The sequence below is a fragment of the Imperialibacter sp. genome, from assembly GCF_048007035.1.
Taxonomy (GTDB): domain Bacteria; phylum Bacteroidota; class Bacteroidia; order Cytophagales; family Cyclobacteriaceae; genus Imperialibacter.
In genome coordinates this window covers 1640506-1661747 of sequence record NZ_CP180355.1, presented here as the reverse complement: position 1 = coordinate 1661747, position 21242 = coordinate 1640506, and the positions used below count along the sequence as shown (strand labels likewise).

Genomic DNA, 21242 nt, shown 5'->3' with positions numbered 1-21242 from the left:
GCTGATTATTAAAATGTTAGGAAGTTTTAAAGGGGTTTTTATGTACGAATATGAACATTTTCTGTCCATAATCATAACATTACCCGGCATAGATTTTCATCAAAACCATATTTCCATACCTTTGAATTAAATCATAAAGAATTAGCAAACAGAAAAAAGGAAGACATGTCAGTAGCAAAAAATGGACATCCGGTAAAAGTACATTATACAGGAAAGTTGGAAGACGGGTCGGTGTTCGACTCTTCGGAAGGTCGTGATCCTCTTGCCTTTACTTTAGGGCAGGGGCAAATGATCCCAGGTTTTGAACAAGCCGTGCTCGGAATGGCTTTGGGCGAAGTAAGGGAAGCAAACATCCCCAGCAAAGAGGCCTATGGTGAAAGGAGTGACGAGCTTTTGGTGGAAGTTCCAATAGCCCAGGTGCCTGCTGACATAAAGCCGGAAATTGGAATGCAACTCGCTATCAACGATGGAGATAAATCACGGCCTGTGGTTGTTACCGCTGTTGAGCCAGATAAGATAGTGTTGGATGCTAACCACCCTCTGGCTGGCAAAGACCTTACTTTTCAGATAGAATTGGTCGAGATAGGCTGAGTGGCCTGTTTAACTTGAATCATTAATACGAATAAAAGCCCTGTAGAAATACGGGGCTTACTTTTTATATGGTGGTTACCTTCTTGGTAAGGTTGTGCTTCTGGTTGCCCACCTCAACAACAAACAGCCTCATTTTCTCGTCAGAAAAATTATACTTTTTGGTAAACGAAGCCCCTGGTTTTGCTTCTTCTTCGGCTATGAGATTGCCTATGATATTGTAAATCTTGATCTTCACAGGGTATTTGTAGGGGTTTTCGAATGCCAATTCGAATTCACTTCTGCCGGTAGGGGTAAGCGAAAAGTCAAGCCTTGAATCAGTAATCAGCCCCTTATGGCTGACGGCCTGCTCCACAATTTGCGAACGAACTTTGTTAGAAACCCGACCGGAATCTAAACTGGCTGCACCATTTTGGTCCTGCATTGGTTGTGCCGTCACCAGGCCACCTGAATAAATGGCCAGCAGTGCCAGGACAAATCCCAGTAGTAAAATGAATCGTTTTGATATCCGTAGCTTCATATAAGTAGTGTGCTTTCGCAGTACAGTTGCAAAAATACTGCCAGTATCGTCAACAACCTTCAGTTTCTGTACCTTTTTTAGCATCACAGCCTCAGAGAGTCTAATGGAGCTTTTTTGAGAGGATGTCTGGAGATGTACATTTCGGCAGCAGGCCACTTTTCAATACTGAGTCAGGCCTTAGGGGTATTTGGGCGACAAAGACTATTTGGCAAATGACCAAAGCCACACGACTAAAAATTCAAAATTTAGGGGGAAGGAATTTTATTTTAGAGCCGATTGTTTTATATTCGTGTGTTGTTGTGGATTAAGATTTGATTAGTCCTTTTTATTTTGAGTTTTTGACCTTGAGATTCAGGCGAATGCCTGAATCTTTTTTTTTGCCTGTTCTTTAATCCTCACCTTTTGCTCAATAGCGAACACCCACTGCCCCTAAGTGTACATAATCGAACTATTTCGTAAAACCAATCAAATCGTAATTTATTGATAATCAGTATTTTATAATTTGTGGCATTTTTGTTGGAGATACTGGCACGGACTTGAAATATCTTAGCAAATGGATCGTGTAATTAAAAAGAAAACGTTTACTCTTAAGAAAGTCGCCATTTATGGGCTTAGTGGCGCATTTGTACTTTTCGTTATTTACAGTTTTGTTTTTGCCGACCGGAGCTCCAAGCTCAATGTGTCTGTTGATAAAATAAACGTAGCTGAAGTACAGAACGGAGAATTCAGGGAGTTTATTCCTGTCGATGGGCAGGTCATGCCTATCAAGACTATCCGATTGGATGCGATAGAGGGTGGTATTATTGAGAAGAAATACTACGAAGGTGGTATTCAGGTAGACAAGGGTGATACTATTTTAAAGCTGACCAACAATAATTTGTTGCAAAGCTTCATAAGGGAGGAAACTCAGGCGTTCATATTGATGAACCAGCTTCAAAACACAAGGTTGCAGATGCAGCAGAGTTTGTTCCAGCTACAGCGCACACTGATTACGCTCGACTACCAGATTGCTCAGGCGAAGGATCTATATGAGAGAAGCGAGCAGCTTTTCAAGGAGAAGGTAATTTCAGAACAAGAGTTTTTGAGGGCTAAGCTTGACTATGAAAGGCTGATTAAAACAAGGGTTGTTGAAGTTAAGTCTCAAAAGGTAGACTCTTTGAACGCTGAAAACACTATCAACAACTCCCAGGCATTGTTGCAGAGAACAAACAACAACCTTAACATGATTCGCCAGAACCTGGAGAATTTGTACATAAGGGCCCCTATTTCGGGACGTTTGTCAACAGTAAATGGTGAAGTGGGTGAGTCAATTTCTCCTGGCCAAAACATTGGCCAGATTGATGACACGAATGGGTTTAAGGTAAGGGCGCAAATTGATGAGCACTACCTGGCCAGAATATACGAAGGGTTGAAAGGCACATTCGACTTTGCGGGAGGGACTTATGAGCTCACAATCATGAAGAACTACGGCGAAGTAAGAAATGGCCTGTTTGAGGTGGATATGTATTTTGAAGGAGACGTGCCAGACGGCATTAGAAGAGGGCAAACCCTTCAGATTCGCTTGCAGTTGAGCGAGAACATTCAGGCGATACAGATTCCAAGAGGAAGTTTTTATCAGACCACAGGTGGCAATTGGATATTTGTAGTGGATGCGAGCGGCGATTTTGCGACACGCAGGAACATTAGATTGGGACGTCAGAACCCACGGTTTTACGAGGTGTTAGAAGGGTTGCAACCAGAGAGAAAGTTGTTGTCTCTTCCTACGAGGGTTATCAGGATAAGGATCGATTAGTTTTTAAATAAATAAACCAATATTCTAACCATATACATATGGAAAATGCTAAAACTGTCATTAAAACAGTAGGACTGAAAAAGTTCTACTACACAGATGAGATTGAAACAACTGCCTTAGCTGGAGTTAATCTTGAAGTACGTGAGAGCGAATTTGTAGCTATCATGGGCCCGTCTGGTTGCGGTAAGTCAACTTTGCTTAACATCATTGGCCTGCTTGACAACCCGTCTGAAGGCGATTTCCACTTCATGGGTCAGGAGATTTCGAAACACTCGGAACGCCAGAGAGCGGATTTGAGAAAAGCTAATATTGGATTTGTGTTCCAAAGCTTCAACCTGATCGACGAACTCACAGTGTATGAAAACATCGAACTTCCGCTTATCTACCTGAAATATTCTGCAGCTGAGCGCAAGAAGAGAGTAGAGGAAGTAATGGAGTCGATGAAGATCATGCACAGAAAGAACCACTTCCCTCAGCAGCTTTCTGGTGGTCAGCAGCAGCGTGTGGCGATTTCGAGAGCGGTGGTGGCAAAGCCTAAGCTGATTCTTGCGGATGAGCCCACTGGAAACCTTGACTCTGCCAATGGCCAGGAAGTTATGAACTTGCTGAGCGATTTGAACGAGGGAGGAACTACAGTAATTATGGTGACTCACTCTCCTATAGACGCAGAATATGCTCACAGAATCATTCACTTGTTCGATGGTCAGATCGTTTCTGAAAACATCAATGCCAAGGACAAGGCAATGGTATAAATCAAAGTTAAAGGACTAATACGAACTAGGCAGGATGGTTTTTACCTTCCTGCCTTTTTATTTTAGTGGGGCAAGCACCACGTAGTTGATGCCTATCTTTGTCGGAGGAACTATATTACTCGTATGTTGCAGCTATTTTTGGGTGTTGCTCTTTTTGTATCGCCGCTTCAGAACCCAAACCTCTGGAAAGTCTTCGAAGGGGTGAGATTTGAGAGTAAGTATATTGATGAAGAGAAAGCGGTGTTCTATGTGCCTCAATTTGGTGACGAGCTACTTAGAATGGAGGGGCAGAAGTATGTTATCAAAGGCTTTTACCTTCCAATCGATCTGTCGTCTGAAGGGATTGTGTTGTCCAGGTATCCTATGGCAACCTGTTATTTTTGTGGCGAAGCAGGGCCTGAGTCGGTGATGATGGTATTCCCAGCGAAGAAGTTGGAGGGAATAAAAATGGATGATGAACTTACTTTTGAGGGCACACTTGAGCTAAACGACGATGATGTGTACCAGCTTACCTTCATCCTCACAGACGCAAAACGGCTGTAAATGAACAAAGGGGCATTCACCCCTTTGTCTACGATTGATCGATAGTAGTAAAACCCTCTTACAGGTTATCTTGAATGTCTTAGAACTCTAATTTAACCTTCTTGGTGTAAAGTAAAGCAATCTCTGATTCTTCTTTTAGTTCTCTAAGCTTGTCTTCGAAAGCAGCAGTTTCCTGATATCTGATAAACAGTGCAATATCAAGTGCCTTCACAAATTCTTCTCTAGCGGCTTCCTCTGTTACATTACCCTTCTTAATCGCCTTTTTGTAGTACTTATCCAGCTTTTTAAGAGAGTAATATATCGCTGGTTTTTCAACAACAGTTTTTGTGGTTGGGCTATTTGGAGTGCCTTCTTCTTTCCATGTATATGAATCTTTCAGAAGCTCTAACTTAACTGCGATGTCAGATCCCATATAGTGGCTGCCAACTGCTGCCATATTTACACTGCTGTCGTCAAGTTTGTCCTCCACAAAATTAAAGGAAAATACATCCGATTCCTGTGAATACCCGGAAAAAGACATTCCGATGAACATCGTGGCGAGAAGTAGTCCTCTTTTCATAAAGTTTTTAGTTTACGGTTTAACATCAATAACAACCGGCTAAATATGATTTTCGCCTGAAGTCTTTTACAAATATCGTTAACCAAATCTTAAATAAAAAATATTGGCAGTAAATTGCATATAAGAAAAGTATTATTTCAGTCATTTTTGAAGACTTCAAAACGAAAACGTTTGTTGTGAAGCCTGTTTTATATATTGTCTAATATTCCTGACGTTCTATTGATTTTTTGATACTAATCCAGATAATTAATTAAAACTGGCAACAATGAGTACTCTGGTTTGTTGACGATGAAAGCAAATTCCCATCTTCCGTTTGTTGAACGATATAATATGAAAAATACAATTTTTTACCCTGTAACCATTCCCGCTTGTTGTAGAGGGCTTCTTCCTCACTGTGACCTGATTCAGAATATGTTTCTGCGTTTTGTTGGCATTTCCTTGCCTGGATAGTAGAATACAGGCATTCTTAACAACGCTGCAAAATTATATTCTTCGTGATTAGGCAACTTCCTGAGCACTGGCTTTGAGCTTCCTTCTTCGAATGTTTAAATTTTCAATTAGCACTCCCCGCCGTAAGTAACTGGCGAACAGAAAAATACAGTGTGCAGCGGTAGCATGTCCGACGCACCACTCGTATAAATACTTTTTTTATAGGCAGGGGATTGGTATTTACTTGGCCGTATATCAACTAACTCAATCAATATTATGCGGGATAGAATTTTCTTTAGGTTAAGCCTGATGCTACTTTTTTTGCCAGGGCTAATTAGTGCGCAGGCTATCAATAGTGAGTTGTTCCAGGATTTGTCGGCACGAAGCATCGGCCCTTCTGGAATGAGTGGGAGAGTAACGGCCTTCGATGTGGACTTATCCAATCCAGACATTATCTATGTTGGGTCGGCCTCTGGTGGTCTGTGGAAATCAGAGAACGGAGGCTATAAATGGACACCGATCTTTGATGGTCAGCCGGTAACCAGCATCGGTGCAATTAGCATCTACCAGCGAAATCCAAATATTATTTGGGTTGGCACGGGAGAGGGGAATCCCAGAAACAGCCATAACTCGGGAAATGGGGTATACATGTCGAATGACGGTGGCACCACCTGGAAGCACATGGGGTTGGAAAACACCCGCAATATTCACCGGATTTTTGTTGATCCTTTCAACCCCGACGTGGTGATCGTCGGTGTGCAGGGGTCTGCCTGGCAAGACACACCCGACCGAGGTGTGTACAAGACGACGGATGGGGGCAAGACTTGGAGTAAAATTTTGTACGTAAATGAAAGAGTGGGAATAGGTGAGATGGTACGTGATCCAACCAATCCCAATAAATTCATTGCCAATATGTGGGAGTTTCGCAGGTGGCCCTGGTTCTTTAAGTCTGGCGGTGCCGGCTCAGGAATGTATGTAACGATGGATGCAGGAACAACTTGGAAAAAGATTACCAGTGAGGATGGACTGCCTGAAGGCGAGCTGGGCAAAATGGGATTGGCAATAGCACCGGGAAAGCCGCAGGTTGTTTACGCAATTGTTGAGGCAAAAAAGAACGGGTTCTACAAGTCGGAGGATGGTGGGTTTACCTGGAAGCTGGTAACCACCAAAAATATCGGAGACAGGCCGTTTTATTATGCGGAGATTTATGTGGATCCATCAAATGAGAACAGGATATACAATATTTTTAGTGGCACGACAGTAAGCGAGGATGGCGGAAAGACTTTCAAGACCTTCACAAATGTTGGTCGGCTCCATGGCGACAATCACGCCTTTTGGATTCACCCCGACGACCCAAGCTTCATGCTTATCGGAAATGACGGTGGAATGGGTGTGACCAGAGACAAAGGTGTTACCTGGTATTATCCTGAGAATCTGCCTTTAGGACAGTTTTATCACATCAGCGTGGATAACGACATTCCGTTCAATATATATGGTGGTTTGCAGGACAATGGATCGTGGACGGGGCCGAGCAGTGTGTATGTCAGAGGGAGGGGTGACAATAATAACCTCATATATAACTCTGAGTGGACCCGCATCGGCGGAGGCGACGGTTTTGATGTGATTCCGGACCTGGAAAACTCACGGTACGGATTTGCTCAATCGCAAAAAGGAAATATTCAGCTATATGACAAGGTAACAGGCGACTCTGAGTTTAGGCAGCCTGTGCATCCTGAAGGCACCTTTCTCAGATTTAACTGGAATGCCGGTGTAGCAAGGGATCCGCACAACGCCAACGGCGTTTATATGGGAAGTCAGTTTCTGCATTATTCGGCAGATAAGGGGAAGACCTGGGAGATTATCTCGCCCGACCTCACCACCAATGATCCTGCAAAGCAAAAGCAACTCGAAAGTGGGGGCATCACCTATGACGTGACAGGCGCAGAAAACCACACAACGATTTTGGCGGTGTCGCCAAGTAGCCTCAGCAAGGACATAATATGGGTGGGAACCGACGACGGCAATGTTCAGCTAACGAGAGACAAGGGAAAAACCTGGACTAACGTTGCGACGAACATTAAAGGAGTTCCTGCTGGTTCCTGGGTCAATCAGGTGCACGCATCCAGCTACAATGAAGGGGAAGCTTTCGTGGTGATTAACAACTACCGGAGAAACGATTGGACGCCATGGGTGTTTCAAACGAAAGACTTTGGAAAGACCTGGAAGCGCCTGGTAAATGAAAACTCCGTAAGAGGGTTTGTTCATTCCTTTGTACAGGATCCGATTGAGCCCAGGCTTATGTTCGTCGGAACTGAATTTGGGCTGTATATGACGGTTGATGGCGCCGCCAATTGGGTTGAGTGGAAAAATGGCTACCCAACGGCATCGACAATGGATTTGGTCATTCATCCGAGGGATCATGACCTGGTGATTGGCACGTACGGGCGTTCAGTATATGTGCTCGACGATATTCGTCCGATGAGAGCGCTGGCCACGCAGGGAAAGCAACTGCTCGACAAGCCGTTAGCGTTATTTGATGTGCCCGATGCCTATGCAGCAAGCACCACGAGAGGGGCTAAGGGATACAGCGCCACTGGTGACGGGCTTTTTGCTGGTGAGAACAGACCTTACGGAGCCCTGATTTCCTTTTATGTGAAAGAGGCGGCCGGAAAAAAAGATAGTGTTAGGATAGAAATACTCCAGGAGGGGCAGGTTGTTCGTACGCTGTATGCCGATGCCAAAAAAGGATTCAACCGAACCTCGTGGGATCTTCGGTACAAAGAGGTAAGGGAACCAGACTCATCAAAGCCAAAGCCGGGAGCTGCCGATGGTGGTGGCTTTACCGCTGTGCCCGGCACTTATACTGTAAAAGTTGTTCATGGTGAAGACATAGCGACAACAGAGGTAAAAGTTCTTAGCGACCCAAGAGTAACACCAATAAATCCTCAGGAACGGGAGAGAAAGCTGGCTATGATCAAGCGGTGGGAGGCTTCCGTGACCCAGCTAACAATTGCCGTGGATAACCTCAGGGAGGCGTTGGCTGCCGTTGAAAGAGTTGATAAGCTACTGGCGGATAGAGAAGATGATGCGTCTAAAGCGCTTAAAAGTGCCGGGAAAGACATCAAAGCAAAGGTGAAAGCATTAAGGGAGTCTATTTTTGGTAAAGAGGACATGCAGGGAATCTATAGAGATCCCACAACTGTGGAGGCGATCATCAACCTGGCGGCCAACCACCTTGGAGACACCTATATGATTGCCACCCCGACGCAGGAGACGATTTTGAGCCAGGCCGAAGAGGCCGTGAAAGCGCCGATAGCCAACATTGGTAAGTTTGTGCAGACTGATTGGAGCACCTATAAAGAAAAAGTAAAAGAGGCACAGATTCAGCTGATAGAATGAGGATACAGCCTCCTGGTTGAGTAATAACCCGAGAGGAAAACGAGTTGGGTTATTTCGGATATTCAATAATTTACCTAAATTGAATAGGTATTTAACCAACCTAATCTAAATGAGAGCCACCGAAAGGTGGCTTTTTTTGTGAAAAAGAAAGGGCGCTGAAGAATTCAGCGCACTGACAAATATTTTACAATGAGTTCTTATTGGTGGCTGTCACCACCCTCAGCAGCGCCATGACCGTGGTATGAGTGCTGGATTTTCTCAGTGTAGGCTAAAAGCAAAGCGGAAACGATGAAAGTTAGGTGGATAGCGATTTCGACTATGATACCTTCATTGCCTTCCATGTCTCTCGCACCTCTCACATCAATAAAAGTTTTGAGCAGGTGAACACCCGAAATGGATGCCAGCGAAGAAGCCAGCTTAATTTTCAACTTGCCAGCATCAAGGTCTTCAAGCCACTGAGGCTTATCTTCGTGGTGATCAACGTCAATTTTACTGGTAAAAATGGAGTAGCCACCGACAATGACCATCACAATTAGGTTCATTACCATGCTAATGTCAACCAAACCCAAGATGCCAAGCATCACCTGAGCCTCTGTATAGCTAACCACCCCGTCGTAAAGGTGATAGAGTTCTTCGAAGAACTTATAAAGGTACATGAAAGAACCGAAGATAAGCCCCAAATACATAGGTGCCTGTACCCAGCGCCCCCAGAAAATGATCTTTTCAAAAAACTCTTCAAATTGCTTAACGCCTGATCTCGCCATGGTGAATAGATTTATTCCTTATATAGGTGGGTCGTTTAAACCACACCGAAACTACGTTGTTTTATTAAATTTATCCAACTAATTATTTTACTTTTTGATTTGGCTGTTTGGGCGGTTAATTGGAACCAGACACCACTTTGCTTTTGGAGATGATGTCGTGAAATGACCTGGCATCACGCCGTAGGTAGATCATAAAAAAGCCAGCTGAAATAGGCAACAGCGAAATCCATTTGCACAAATTTCTCACAACTGCATTTTTAAGGCCAACAGGTCTTTCGTCGTCCATTCGTACGCTCAATCCCGCCATTTTTTTGCCTACTGTGGCCTTGAGCGCCGATGCCTCCATTCCCACGGCATAGCCATGGTACAATAAAATGCAAACTGCCCAAAACCAGTTAGAGTCCGTCTCCCAAAGCCCGTCGAGTATGAATAGAAAAGGGAGCAGGAAGGTGATATCGATGGACTGAGCAAGCAGCCTTTGATCAAATGTGGCGGGGACAATAGACATAGTGAGAGGTACCCACCTAATTACTTGTGGTGCCTGAAGGAGGCTTATCATATTTACGTCCTATGAAATAGGAGACGGGCCCAATCAAAGCGTAGATAACCCCGGCAAAGAGCCCGGAGAACTTCCAGTCGATCAGGAAGCCGAGTAAGGCAATGAACAATGAAATGAGGCCGATAGCGACTATACCGGTGTAATGAGCGATAATGGATTTAGTGGCATGCACCTCCGCTTCATTCAAGTTCAGCGGATGGCTATTTTTGATAGCATGCCGATACATTAGAACGAAGGTTATGTATATCGACAGAAAGCCGCAGTCATAGATAATCATCAGCTCGGGCATATCACTCCAGGGGATCATCTGTGTCCCCATTTGGTTCAGCTCTCTGAAGTATTCATTGCTTATCAGCAACGCTTTGACAAGAAAGGTGAAGTAGGAAACCAGCCAGGTGCTGAGGAATTTGAGGGGATATATAAAGAACAGTACAATGAGCATCATAAAGGTGTTCAGTACAATGATTCTCATGTCTCTTAGCCCATAACGCATAAAGAACTGGTAATGGCCATGCCAAATCCACATGACCGCTACCATACTCAACGTAAACGGAACTACGTCTGAAATAAACAGCGTCAACTCGTCGAAGTTTCGGGGCGCCTGGGTAGACAAAAGAGACATAGTAATAGCCAGGGCAAACACGCAGTCGCTTAGCTGCTCCAGCCGGGAGGCATCACGACCTCTTGCCGTGAAAATACCGTACATCGGTTCTCCTTTTTTCTTGACTAATTGTCTCATTTAACTATTGGGTTGGTTATTCTTCAAAATACAACGCCCCGTCCACTTTGTGCCGAAAGCTTTCAAGCAAACTTTTCGGCCAATTCTTAAAAAAGTGAGGTCAATTTCATGGCAATGGTCATATCGCCTTCAATTTTCATCATACCTCCCATAAATGCACCCATCGGATCCAGGTCTCCGTCAAGTAGCTTCACAAAGTCTTTAAGTTCCATTTTAATGGTACACTGCGCATCAGTGTCGTCATTTGAAACTTTTGTTGGGCTCACAGTATCATCCAAAAGAATGACTCCTTCTTGAAAAACAAATTTTACTGAATTACCAATGGCTCCCCCATTTTCTTTTGCCATTTCCACTACCCTGGCAGTTGCTGTGTCTAGACTCATAATTTAGTTAATTTATGATTGAATTTTGAACAGTTCAATTTGATACAATTTGGGCCACCATTTGCCGGTAACAAAGAGTCTTTTCTCTTTTTCATCCCAGGCAATTCCGTTCAGCACGTCGAGCCTTCTGCTGTACCCTTGCTTGTTGAAGATTCCTTCGAGGGAAACGTCGCCTACCACCGCACCGCTGGCCGGATCAATCATCACGATCACATCTGTTTGGTACACATTGGCGTAAATTAAGCCTCCCACTACCTCAAGTTCATTCAGGTACAATATCTTTTCCTGGTGATTGTATACCTGAATCCGCCTTGTTTCTGCCAGCGTTACCGGATCAAGAAAATAGAGGTACTCCGTGCCATCGCTCATCACGAGCTCGGTGTCGGTCGATGCGAGCCCCCAGCCTTCAGTAGGGTAGTTGAAGGTTCTCTTTTGTTCGAAGGTTTCTATGTCGTACACAAAACCGATGTTTGATGTCCAGGTAAGCTGGATCAGGCTGTTGTCCCAAAAAGCAAGCCCTTCGCCAAAGTATCTGCTATCCAGCGGTGTTTGCTGCAGCACTTTCCCTGTTAAAATGTCGACTTTTCGAAGCGTGCTCTCACCCCTTGTCCCTGTGCTTTCATAAAGAAAGCCTCCATGATAAAGGAGACCTTGTGTGTAAGCATCGGGGTCGTGTGTGTATGTTTCCAGCTTTCTGAAATCAAATTTTTCCGGTGGCGTTTCTGCAAGCAAGGTCAGGGGAAGGGCGTGCTGCTCCGTTCCGCCATTGTTCAGAAATAGCTTCGCTGTTAGTGTTTGTTTACCCAAAGGAAGCGGTGCCAACGGCGCAGAAAGGCTCGTTGCTTGCGAAGAAGCAAGACGGACAGATTCAAAAAAAATGACGACGGAATCAAGTTGTACCGAGTCACCCGTGATTGACACGGAGACTTCAAGGGTGCTTTGGGGTGTTAATGGCCCCTGTGAAGTAGAGATAGACGTGAGTGGGGTTGGTTTGGCGGCGACTGGTTGGCTAGCTGATTCCTCGCTGGATTTATTAGGGCCACATGAGCCCAGCATTGCTACCAGTGCCGGAATGAGCGTAGTGGTTAAAAAAAACTTCCGCATAGGCTAGTAACTAAGCACAGCATAGCCTTTCAGCTGATAGGTCGTCACCAAAGTTACGGCAGAAAGGCTGACGGCTATGCCTGGAGTTAGCTCTCTGGCATCAATTTTCCTTGCTTTCAGCGATTGCCCGCACACAAATAGCTTAACTCCGCCTTCTAAAAGAGAACGAATAAGGTCGGTGTTTGGATTGGGCGTTCCGTATCTGTTTTCGTGAGAAATATCAGACAGAATAGATATGGTCGCCTCTCCGTGTATAACTGCCACAATATCAATATTCTCTTTCGGCACTCCCCCCATTCCGTGCAGGTTGGCAATTCTGGCCAGGTTGTTCAGCGATGCGTTGATCGATTTGTGGCCACCGGCTCCCTCTTTGATATCTACGACAATTTTGTACTGTAGAGTAGGGTCAGGAAACTCTGTTGCTTCCTGAATGTCAAAGATTCCGCCGTGACCTTTCACAATGGGATAGTGCGCTTCTTGAGCAAAAGCAGCAATAGACAGTAGATTGGCAATTAAAAAGCAAACAAAAGATTCCAGGTAATAGCTTTTTACAAAATTCTTCATTTGCCAAAAATAACTATCTTAAGATATTTTCAACCCCGATTAAATGATAAAGTTCAGGAGGTCAGCCGGGTGAATGTCATAAATGCGAAATATTACGTTATTTAGCTTTATGCTTTGCAATAATTGACACTATCATGAAAAAGATACTCATCCCAACTGATTTTTCTAAAGAAGCAACCTTTGCCTTAGAGTCGGCCTATCCCTTGGCACAAAAAAAAGGCGCTGAGATAGTCCTTGTCAATGTAATAGAAGATCCGCACGACTATAGTTTTAACACAATGGGTATTGCCGGGTACTCCCCTGAGGAGAACATCTATATTGTTCAGCTGATAAGAAAAACCGAGGAACGTTTGAAGGCATTGGTGGCCGACCCTGCCTACGCCGGGGTTTCTATGAGCTTCGAGGTTAAAATTGGGAAGACTTTTGACAAGATTTTTGAGGTGATTGAGCGCCTGAAGCCTGATTTGGTAGTGATGGGCTCCTCAGGTGCCTCCGGCCTCGACGAGGTTTTTGTGGGCTCTAATGCAGAGAAGCTAAGCCGGTTTTCCAGTGTGCCGGTGATAACCGTGAAGGCCAGGCGTGATTTGGTAAATATCAAGAATATTGTTTATGCATCCGATTTGCGGGAAGAGCAGGGCGTTATCATGAATGACCTGAAAGCACTACAGAAGTTGTACGGAGCAAAACTTCATATATTAAAGGTGTTTGAGCCTGTTTGGGTCAACGACCAAGAGGTGAAAGAACGAATTCAGAAGTTTGCCGATCACTTTCAACTTGAAAATTACACAGTTAATACGTTTCATGATCCCGACGAAGCGGAGGGTATTCTGTTATTTGCTGGTCAAAACAATGCCGATTTGATTGCCATGTCCACTCACCCCCGCAAAGGGCTTGGGGTGCTACTTGGAGGAATGATCTCCAAAAATGTAATCAACCATACGCAGATTCCTGTATGGACAAAGGCTATAAAGAAAAAATAGCCAAGGCTAGTGTAAAACCAAGAAAGCCGACCGTTCCAACGATCGGCTTTCTCAGTTATGAAGTTTTCGAAAAAGGCCTTACTTCAAAACACCCAATTCTTTTCCAACTTCGGTGAAAGCGGCAATGGCTTTGTCGAGGTGATGTTTTTCGTGAACGGCAGAAATTTGCACCCGTATTCTTGCCTTTCCTTTGGGCACCACGGGAAAATAGAACCCAATAACATAGATGCCTTTTTCGAGCAGCTTTTGGGCAAATTGTTGTGAAAGCACAGCATCATAAAGCATAATGGGCACAATGGGGTGCTCGCCAGGCTTGATGTCAAAACCGACGGCGGTCATTTTCTCACGGAAATATTTGGTGTTGGCCTCCAGCTTGTCTCTCAGCTGAGTGGTTTCAGAAAGCAAGTCGATAACTGCGATGGAGGCACCGGTAATGCTTGGCGCCAGCGTGTTAGAGAACAAGTAGGGCCTGGAGCGTTGCTTCAGTAGCTCAATAATCTCTTTTTTCCCACTGGTGAAGCCGCCCGATGCTCCGCCAAGAGCTTTGCCTAAGGTGCCGGTAATAATTTCGATGCGGCCCATCACTCCTCTGAATTCATGTGTGCCACGCCCTGTTTTTCCCATAAAGCCGGTTGAGTGGCATTCGTCGATCATCGTGGTTGCCCCGTACTTGTCGGCCAGGTCGCAAATTTCATCCAATTTGGCAATGGTGCCATCCATTGAGAAAACACCATCGGTCACAATAATTTTGTTTTTGCATTCCGCTGCCGCTTTCAGTTGCTCCTCGAGATCGGCCATGTCGTTGTTCTTGTAGCGAAACCTTTGCGCTTTGCACAGTCTCACTCCGTCAATAATAGAGGCATGATTGAGTTCATCCGATATAATGGCATCTTCCGGCCCAAACAAGGGCTCAAAAACACCACCGTTGGCATCGAAAGCAGCGGCATAGAGAATAGTGTCTTCAGTGCCCAGGAATTCCGATATCTTTTTCTCCAGCGTTTTATGGATGTCTTGTGTGCCGCAGATAAATCTGACTGAAGACATGCCAAAGCCATGCGAGTCGATGCTTTTTTTGGCCGCTTCCAGTACTTTTGGGTGCGCTGACAGCCCCAGGTAGTTGTTGGCGCAAAAGTTGATCACCTCCCGGCCGTCTTGTGTTTTGATATCGGCTCCCTGAGGAGTGGTGATGATTCTTTCTGTTTTGTAAAGACCAGCCTTTTTGATCTCTTCAAGTTCGGCAGTCAGTTTTTCTTTCAATGAATCGTACATAGTTTCTTATTCCTTATTTTTTGGGGTAATGCTAAGTTTGGGCTTCATCATTTTTGCTTTGGGCACTTCTTTCTTTGCTTCCTCAGCCGTTTCCACAATGGGATATTTTCTTCTTATTCCATTGATAAGAAATATTTTTTGTGCAGTAAAGCTATCCGGATGAACCTGATCAAAGATATTTTTGAGTTCCATGAAACGCTCCGATTCGCCCAGAGCGAATCCTTTGGCGTCTATTTTTTTTGAAGTCAGGTACTCTTTGAAAGTCATGGTTTTTCCTTTGGGCAAATATAAGTGCTTTCGGTGGCTACAGGAAACTTTTCAGCAAAGGCGGCAGGTAATTGACAATGGTTAAATGTGTTTGTTGAAAGCGCTTTTGCTTGTACTCAATATTACTAATTTTGCCGACAGAACATTAACCCTTCAAAATCTACGAATGAGTACGATCCTTATTATAGGTGCCTGCGGCCAGCTTGGCACGGAGCTGACGGAATCGCTGAGAGCCAGGCATGGAAACGACAAGGTTATCGCAACCGATGTTTCGGCACCAAAGGAAAGCCTGCTATCGGGGCCTTTTGAACACCTGGATGCCATGGACGGCAAAAGGCTTGAGGAGCTGATAGCGAAATACAGGGTCGACCAGATTTATCACCTGGCGGCAGTGTTGTCGGCAAAAGGTGAAGCCGATCCCATGTTTGCCTGGAACCTTAATATGACCAGCCTGCTCACAGTGTTGGAAATAGCGAAAGAACGAAAGCTGGAGCGGATATATTGGCCAAGTTCAATTGCCGTTTTTGGCCCCAATTCTCCCATTAATCATACACCCCAAAACACCATCATGAACCCGAATACGGTTTATGGGATCAGCAAGCTGGCGGGCGAAAGGTGGTGCGAGTACTACTTTTTAAAATACGGGGTCGATGTTAGAAGTATCCGTTACCCGGGTCTTATCGGCTACAAGGCCAAGCCAGGCGGTGGCACCACCGACTATGCAGTTGACATTTACTACAAGGCCAAGGAAGGCAAAGACTTCAATTGCTTTTTGAGGGAGGACACGTTGCTGCCTATGATGTACATGACGGACGCTGTGGATGGCACCATTCAGCTAATGGAGGAGGAGTCTTCAAAGATCAAAATCAGGTCCAGCTACAACCTGCATGCCATGAGCTTCGCCCCAAAAGACATCTACGAAGCTATAAAATCAGAAGTGCCTGGGTTCAGCATTTCGTACGAACCTGATTTCAGGCAGAAAATTGCTGACTCCTGGCCCAACAGCATTGATGATAGTCATGCAAGGGCTGACTGGGGATGGGAGCCGAAATATGATCTGCAGCGAATGACCAAAGAGATTCTTGCTAACCTCGTTTTGTATTAGTTATTACGTTTGACAGAGAGGTGCGAGGATTGGGGGTCAGCTTTTGATGCCCATGACATCCTTGTGGAGAGATTTTGTGCGAAATCTCCAGAATTAGTTAATAATAGGACTTTTCATCGAAGGAATTGTGTGCTTCGTAGAAAGAAGTGGCGTTTTTTGCCAAAATTCACATGATTTCTTCTTCATGTGTGCTATCTTCCAAATTGTTAACTTTTCAAAAAAGCGCTTAACAATGAGGATTTTGACCTGCTTCAGCCTTTTGGGAATCTTTTTCACGTCGGCTACATACGCTCAAACTGCCATCAACGCCTACGGAAAGGTAACTAGTGTTTCAGGAGGCAGTACACTCACTCTTTCGAATGTCAACGAAATTTACGATAAATTTGAGGCCGGTGAGAACGTCATCATTATGCAGATGCAGGACGATGTGTTGGGGGCCAACACTGCTGATGATGAGTCATTTGGAGACATAGGCGATATAGGTAGTGCTGGTCTTTTTGAGCCAGCGACCATCCAAAGTGTAAGCGAAGCCTCCCAGACAGTCGACATTTGGTGCGAGACCTTCGAGGATCTGAGCGAGGGAGATGCTGACGACGCTGGGTTGACAGCCTGGAGCGCTTCCTGTGGAAACTGCGGTGGATTCAGGTACTTTCAGGTACGCCAGGATGCCACGCTGGGCGGTGGCTATTTGTTTGGGGGGCGTCAAATGACTTCCGGAGGTACCTGGACATCTGACCCAATTTCAATATCGGGGTACACGAATGTAAGCCTGTCGGTCGACGTGGCTCAAAGCGGGTTTGATGATGGAAACGACAACATCACAGTAAGTTACAGACTCGACGGGGTTGGTGGATTTACCACTGTGGGTTCCATGCAGTCAGGCGCTTTCGCATCAACGACGCTTTCGGTTAGTAGCCTGTCTGGCACCTCCATTGAGGTAAGGGTGGTCATCAATAGCAATCAATTTGGAGATACAGGGTTGTTTGATAATGTAAAAGTGAGTGGTGACACGCCCCTGCCTATCTCAATTACCCTGACCGAACCTTTGGAAAATAGCTATAGCACCGGATCCAATGCAAGCCTGCAAATTATTTCATTCCCTGAGTTCGCCAATTACACCACTGCCTCCGACTTGACAGCTCTACCCTGGGACGGAAATGTGGGGGGCGTTTTTGCCATCGATGTGACCAATACCCTTACGCTACAAAATGACATCACTGTAGATGGGACAGGCTTTAGAGGGGGGATTAACGACATTCCCGAAGGCAACAACTACAATACTTGTAATAACGCTGTGTACCGTACCAACAATACCAATTTTGCACTTAAGGGTGAGGGCACCTATAAGATAACTGACTCAAACTATGAACGGGGTAAAGGCCATGTAGCCAATGGAGGCGGAGCCCCAAATACTTACAAAGAGGGAGGGGCCGGTGGAGGCAACTTCACCGCTGGTGGGTATGGTAGCATCGGTGAGTGCTACGACATCAACGTGATTTGGCAGGAGGATTTCGAAACAGGTTACGGAGGTGGAGAAACCTCAGGGGCTAATAACAACACGGCGAATGGTGCAAACGATTGGACGACGTCGATTGGCGGCGGCACCTTTCAGGTTCAGAATGCTGCTATCGCAGACAATGGAAACGTGTCCGGCTACTACTTCTATTCCGACCAGACAACGGGTAGTACCTGGACTTCTGAATTGATCAATATTTCCGGTTATACCGACGTAGCACTTTTGATTGATTTTGACAACAATGGAAATCTCGATGGAGCCGATGTAATGGATTTTGAGTATAACCTGGACGCTGCGGGATGGGTAAGCTTTGCCAACTACGGGAGTCTGAGCGACGATGGTCTTTTTGAAATTGACGGATCAGGCACGGCAGAACAGTTTGGCCTCAGCGGAACAAACGTGCAAATAAGGGTGACCGTTACTGTTGCCAACGCAAACGACAACTGGCTTTTTGACAATATAAGAGTGGGTGAGGTTATCCTTGAAGACAATGCCCCTCGTGGAGGAGCCGACCTTAGTAACTATATAAGTCCCTCGAGAGTGTTCATGGGGGGCGGAGGTGGTGCCAGTGGTGATGATCAGGACAACGGAGGAGGAGGAAATGGTGGAGGCATCGTTTTGATCAGAGCTTCCATGATCGACTATGTTTGTGGCAGCTATACGATCTCTGCCGACGGAGAGCCAGGCTATTCCGCTGCCGGGGTTTTAAGGGACTCAGGATCCGGCGCCGGAGCCGGCGGTTCGGTAGTGTTTCAGGTCGATAACTGGACGACAGAAACCTGCATGGTGGTTTCAGCAAGTGGGGGCGACGGAGGCGACGTAACCTATTTGAACAACCCCAGCGGCATGGCTGGTGGCGGTGGTCGGGGAGTGGTTATCTTTTCCTCCGCAGTGCCGGGCATTACCATAGATACTAGCCAGGGAGCTCAAGGTACTAATAATAACGGTGCCAGCGGGAGTGCCTCGGAGGGATCAACAACTCCCGAGAACCCCAGTGCACCAGCAAACGGCGTTTTTGAGTCTTCGCCAGGCGTTTTGCCGGTTTCGCTTTTATACTGGAATGCTAAAGCTGAAGGAAGCAAGGTTGTATTAAGCTGGGCGACGGGCAAAGAATTGAATAACGACTATTTTACTATTGAGCGTTCCAGCGATGCTGACAACTGGCAACTGCTGGCAACAGTAAAAGGAGCCGGCACTACCAACAGCAAAAAGTACTATGACATGGATGACAGGCAACCCCTGCCTGCAGTCAACTACTACCGACTATCTCAAACCGACTATGACGGAACTAAAGAGGTGTTCGACATCATTGCGGTGGAAATGGAATCTTTTGGAGGGGATTTGGTAGCCTACCCCAATCCCAATAGAGGACGATTTAGAGTGAAGCTACCCAATCAGGATTGGGGAAGCCTAAATCTTACAATGCTGGACATTACAGGACGGGCGGTCAGTGCCGAATTTAGGGTGGAGGGAAATGAAATAATTGTTTCCTGCAGGTCACTTCAGCCGGGAAGCTACTTCGTAAAAATTGTTGCGGGTAATGTTCACCAAACCCTGAAAGTAATCATCGACTAAGCCAATTATTTCGCTATAGCACCATAGCAGGTTACCACATATGTGTTATACAACGCCAGCTTTCACTTGAGTTTGATAGTGATTGGCCGAGTCGATACCTTGTCATTTTTCAGTTGGGAGAACGAATAGGTTAGCTCTTTGATAGCTTGGAGCCGGGGGCTTTATGCGAGACACATCTATTGTCTTATTTCGTTCCCCTGTCGTGAAAACTCCGATGGGCGTCAGAGTTTTGATTAATTCTTTTGAAAATCTCCGCTGCCATAGCCTGGCGGAAAGTTGCAGTCTTACAGCCTAATGGTGCCAATGATAAATAGTACGAGGGTAAATAGGAGTCGGACACAAAAAGGAGGCATGAAAAGAATGACGACTTGGAACAGGCGGTTGACTTCATACAAGTGTGAGTTGTATAAGGAAAGAAGCAAATAGGCCTGGCGTCGCAGCAGGTAGTCCGCCAGAAATAGTCAATTCCCCTACCTTAATTGCAGGGGAATATTTTCGGGCTAACGATAATCTTAAATCGAACACAGATTAATTAACCAACAGTCTGTATGAAGACGAGTATTTGCCGGCCTGGATGGTTACCAAATAGATTCCCGTGGACAAGGCTTGGTCAAAGGTGGTAGAAACATGAGCCGAAGTGATTTCGCTGGCTGTTACTACCCTGCCCTGAAGATCTGATACAGTCATTGTCACACTATAAGCTGTGTAAAGAAGCTCCTCAGGGATGTTGAGCTGCAATTCGGTTCCGTTGTTAGGATTGGGGTACATGGTCACAGCGCTGAAGTCAGGAGCAACCTCTACAGCGATTGTTTCAAATATTTCTGAAGAACCATCAAAGTCAATGGCATTCAAACGATAATAGTTGATGCCCATCTCAGGATCATTGTCAGTAAATGAATATTGGTGTTTTTCAGAAGTAAAACCATTTCCTTTTTCAGTAGCAATTACTTCAAACTCTTTTCCGTCAAATGATCTTTGTATTTCGAAGTGGTCGAAGTTTTCTTCTGACAGCGTTTCCCACGAAAGCTTAACCGCATTTTTCAGGTTTACACCTTTGAAGTAGCTAAGTACGATAGGTAGGGGAGTAGAGCCACCGCCATTAACGAAATTTTGGATTGATTGGGGCTTAGAACTTAGCGAAGAATTATCTGCTGAAGCAGCCGCAGTATCTCCATTTCCGCTGATTGTGCCGGTTACTACCAGATTGCCAACTCCACCGTTGTTGTCAGTATATTCCTGATTTCCGCCAGTCAGTGTCATGTTGCCGTCAATGATCAAAAGTCCTCCGTTGTCCAGTGTAACTTTGTTGGCTGCCGAAAAATCTCCAAAAACGATCAGTACTGCTCCTGATAGAAGTTTTAGACTATAGCTGTTTGTGTCAAAAGTCATATTGCCATAAACCACCAGCGTGTCCTTGATAACTATTTCCTTGCTGTTATTTCCGATATTGCGGAAAGAAAGAGATCCATTTCTTGTAATATATTTTTCAATTCTTATTTGCTCATCGCCCCCTGAATTATATGTATTTCCAATATTGGAAACAGGAACGGCCACATTGTCTGTCCAGTTGGCATTGGTTGTCCAAAGGTAGAAGCCATTGGTTTTAGTTTGAGCTCTCGTTACTTTTTGAGCGGTGGCCAACGAACAACTCGTGGTTATGATGATCAGAGATAAAACGATTTTTAGTGTGTTTTTCATAGCTGTTAATTCTTCTTCCTTTCGGACAATACAAAGGTCAATCATTGCTTTCAGATCACAAAATTTCTTGTGTGAGGTATAAAGGCGTTTATCGACTTTTTGGGAGCATTCATAGAAAGGCCTATTTTCTGAACCTC

At 45.2% G+C, this 21242-nt stretch carries 19 protein-coding genes; 8 read left to right on the top strand and 11 right to left on the bottom strand.

Translation table 11 applies throughout. The features are described from left to right. Positions 1–165: 165 nt before the first annotated feature. Complete coding sequence (locus ACMVP2_RS07455) at positions 166–591, top strand: peptidylprolyl isomerase (RefSeq protein WP_317488317.1); 426 nt, start codon at positions 166–168, stop codon at positions 589–591. Between the two features lie 64 nt (positions 592–655). Here the strand turns inward: ACMVP2_RS07455 and ACMVP2_RS07450 are convergent, their stop codons facing one another. Further along, positions 656–1192, bottom strand: a complete 537-nt coding sequence (locus ACMVP2_RS07450; protein WP_416867247.1) for a hypothetical protein — start codon at positions 1190–1192, stop codon at positions 656–658. A 469-nt stretch (positions 1193–1661) separates the two neighbouring features. On the opposite strand from ACMVP2_RS07450, the gene ACMVP2_RS07445 reads away from it, so the two are divergent. The 3 genes from ACMVP2_RS07445 to ACMVP2_RS07435 all read left to right on the top strand — a co-directional run bounded on the left by ACMVP2_RS07445 (position 1662) and on the right by ACMVP2_RS07435 (position 4195). Then, positions 1662–2900: an efflux RND transporter periplasmic adaptor subunit gene (locus ACMVP2_RS07445; RefSeq protein ID WP_416867246.1), complete on the top strand. Its 1239-nt coding sequence runs from the start codon at positions 1662–1664 to the stop codon at positions 2898–2900. A gap of 38 nt (positions 2901–2938) precedes the next feature. Beyond that, a complete protein-coding gene (locus ACMVP2_RS07440) occupies positions 2939–3652 on the top strand; it encodes an ABC transporter ATP-binding protein (RefSeq protein ID WP_152001035.1) in 714 nt (237 codons plus the stop codon). A gap of 123 nt (positions 3653–3775) precedes the next feature. Beyond that, positions 3776–4195 carry a hypothetical protein gene (locus tag ACMVP2_RS07435; RefSeq protein WP_416867245.1) on the top strand — a complete coding sequence of 140 codons (420 nt, stop codon included), beginning with the start codon at positions 3776–3778 and terminating at the stop codon, positions 4193–4195. A 79-nt stretch (positions 4196–4274) separates the two neighbouring features. Here ACMVP2_RS07435 and ACMVP2_RS07430 read toward each other — a convergent pair whose 3' ends face one another. Next, a complete protein-coding gene (locus tag ACMVP2_RS07430) occupies positions 4275–4754 on the bottom strand; it encodes a hypothetical protein (RefSeq protein ID WP_339790325.1) in 480 nt (159 codons plus the stop codon). A 705-nt stretch (positions 4755–5459) separates the two neighbouring features. Between ACMVP2_RS07430 and ACMVP2_RS07425 the strand changes: the two genes are divergently transcribed. Then, positions 5460–8582 carry a VPS10 domain-containing protein gene (locus ACMVP2_RS07425; protein ID WP_416867244.1) on the top strand — a complete coding sequence of 1041 codons (3123 nt, stop codon included), beginning with the start codon at positions 5460–5462 and terminating at the stop codon, positions 8580–8582. A 197-nt stretch (positions 8583–8779) separates the two neighbouring features. Here ACMVP2_RS07425 and ACMVP2_RS07420 read toward each other — a convergent pair whose 3' ends face one another. The 6 genes from ACMVP2_RS07420 to ACMVP2_RS07395 form a co-directional block, all read right to left on the bottom strand. Continuing rightward, the gene (locus ACMVP2_RS07420) at positions 8780–9346 is read right to left on the bottom strand and encodes a TIGR00645 family protein (protein ID WP_416867243.1); all 567 of its coding nucleotides are present in this window, start codon (positions 9344–9346) and stop codon (positions 8780–8782) included. Positions 9347–9461: 115 nt separating this feature from the next. After that, complete coding sequence (locus ACMVP2_RS07415) at positions 9462–9854, bottom strand: RDD family protein (protein ID WP_339790317.1); 393 nt, start codon at positions 9852–9854, stop codon at positions 9462–9464. A 16-nt stretch (positions 9855–9870) separates the two neighbouring features. Beyond that, complete coding sequence (locus ACMVP2_RS07410) at positions 9871–10644, bottom strand: TMEM175 family protein (protein ID WP_416867242.1); 774 nt, start codon at positions 10642–10644, stop codon at positions 9871–9873. An 86-nt stretch (positions 10645–10730) separates the two neighbouring features. Next, positions 10731–11027: an SCP2 sterol-binding domain-containing protein gene (locus tag ACMVP2_RS07405; protein ID WP_416867241.1), complete on the bottom strand. Its 297-nt coding sequence runs from the start codon at positions 11025–11027 to the stop codon at positions 10731–10733. Between the two features lie 12 nt (positions 11028–11039). Further along, positions 11040–12131 carry a glutaminyl-peptide cyclotransferase gene (locus ACMVP2_RS07400; RefSeq protein ID WP_416867240.1) on the bottom strand — a complete coding sequence of 364 codons (1092 nt, stop codon included), beginning with the start codon at positions 12129–12131 and terminating at the stop codon, positions 11040–11042. A gap of 3 nt (positions 12132–12134) precedes the next feature. Further along, the gene (locus ACMVP2_RS07395) at positions 12135–12695 is read right to left on the bottom strand and encodes a DsrE family protein (protein ID WP_416867239.1); all 561 of its coding nucleotides are present in this window, start codon (positions 12693–12695) and stop codon (positions 12135–12137) included. A 134-nt stretch (positions 12696–12829) separates the two neighbouring features. Between ACMVP2_RS07395 and ACMVP2_RS07390 the strand changes: the two genes are divergently transcribed. Further along, positions 12830–13675, top strand: coding sequence for a universal stress protein (locus ACMVP2_RS07390; RefSeq protein WP_339790303.1), 846 nt, complete (start codon positions 12830–12832; stop codon positions 13673–13675). A gap of 78 nt (positions 13676–13753) precedes the next feature. On the opposite strand, the gene kbl is transcribed toward ACMVP2_RS07390, so the two are convergent. Continuing rightward, positions 13754–14944, bottom strand: a complete 1191-nt coding sequence (kbl, locus tag ACMVP2_RS07385; protein WP_416867238.1) for a glycine C-acetyltransferase — start codon at positions 14942–14944, stop codon at positions 13754–13756. 6 nt (positions 14945–14950) lie between these two features. Next, a complete protein-coding gene (locus tag ACMVP2_RS07380) occupies positions 14951–15211 on the bottom strand; it encodes a hypothetical protein (protein WP_416867237.1) in 261 nt (86 codons plus the stop codon). Between the two features lie 166 nt (positions 15212–15377). On the opposite strand from ACMVP2_RS07380, the gene ACMVP2_RS07375 reads away from it, so the two are divergent. Next, positions 15378–16316: an NAD-dependent epimerase/dehydratase family protein gene (locus ACMVP2_RS07375; RefSeq protein WP_416867236.1), complete on the top strand. Its 939-nt coding sequence runs from the start codon at positions 15378–15380 to the stop codon at positions 16314–16316. A gap of 232 nt (positions 16317–16548) precedes the next feature. Beyond that, a complete protein-coding gene (locus tag ACMVP2_RS07370) occupies positions 16549–19407 on the top strand; it encodes a T9SS type A sorting domain-containing protein (RefSeq protein ID WP_416867235.1) in 2859 nt (952 codons plus the stop codon). A gap of 528 nt (positions 19408–19935) precedes the next feature. On the opposite strand, the gene ACMVP2_RS07365 is transcribed toward ACMVP2_RS07370, so the two are convergent. After that, the gene (locus ACMVP2_RS07365) at positions 19936–21105 is read right to left on the bottom strand and encodes a T9SS type A sorting domain-containing protein (protein ID WP_339790288.1); all 1170 of its coding nucleotides are present in this window, start codon (positions 21103–21105) and stop codon (positions 19936–19938) included. Positions 21106–21242: the final 137 nt, after the last annotated feature.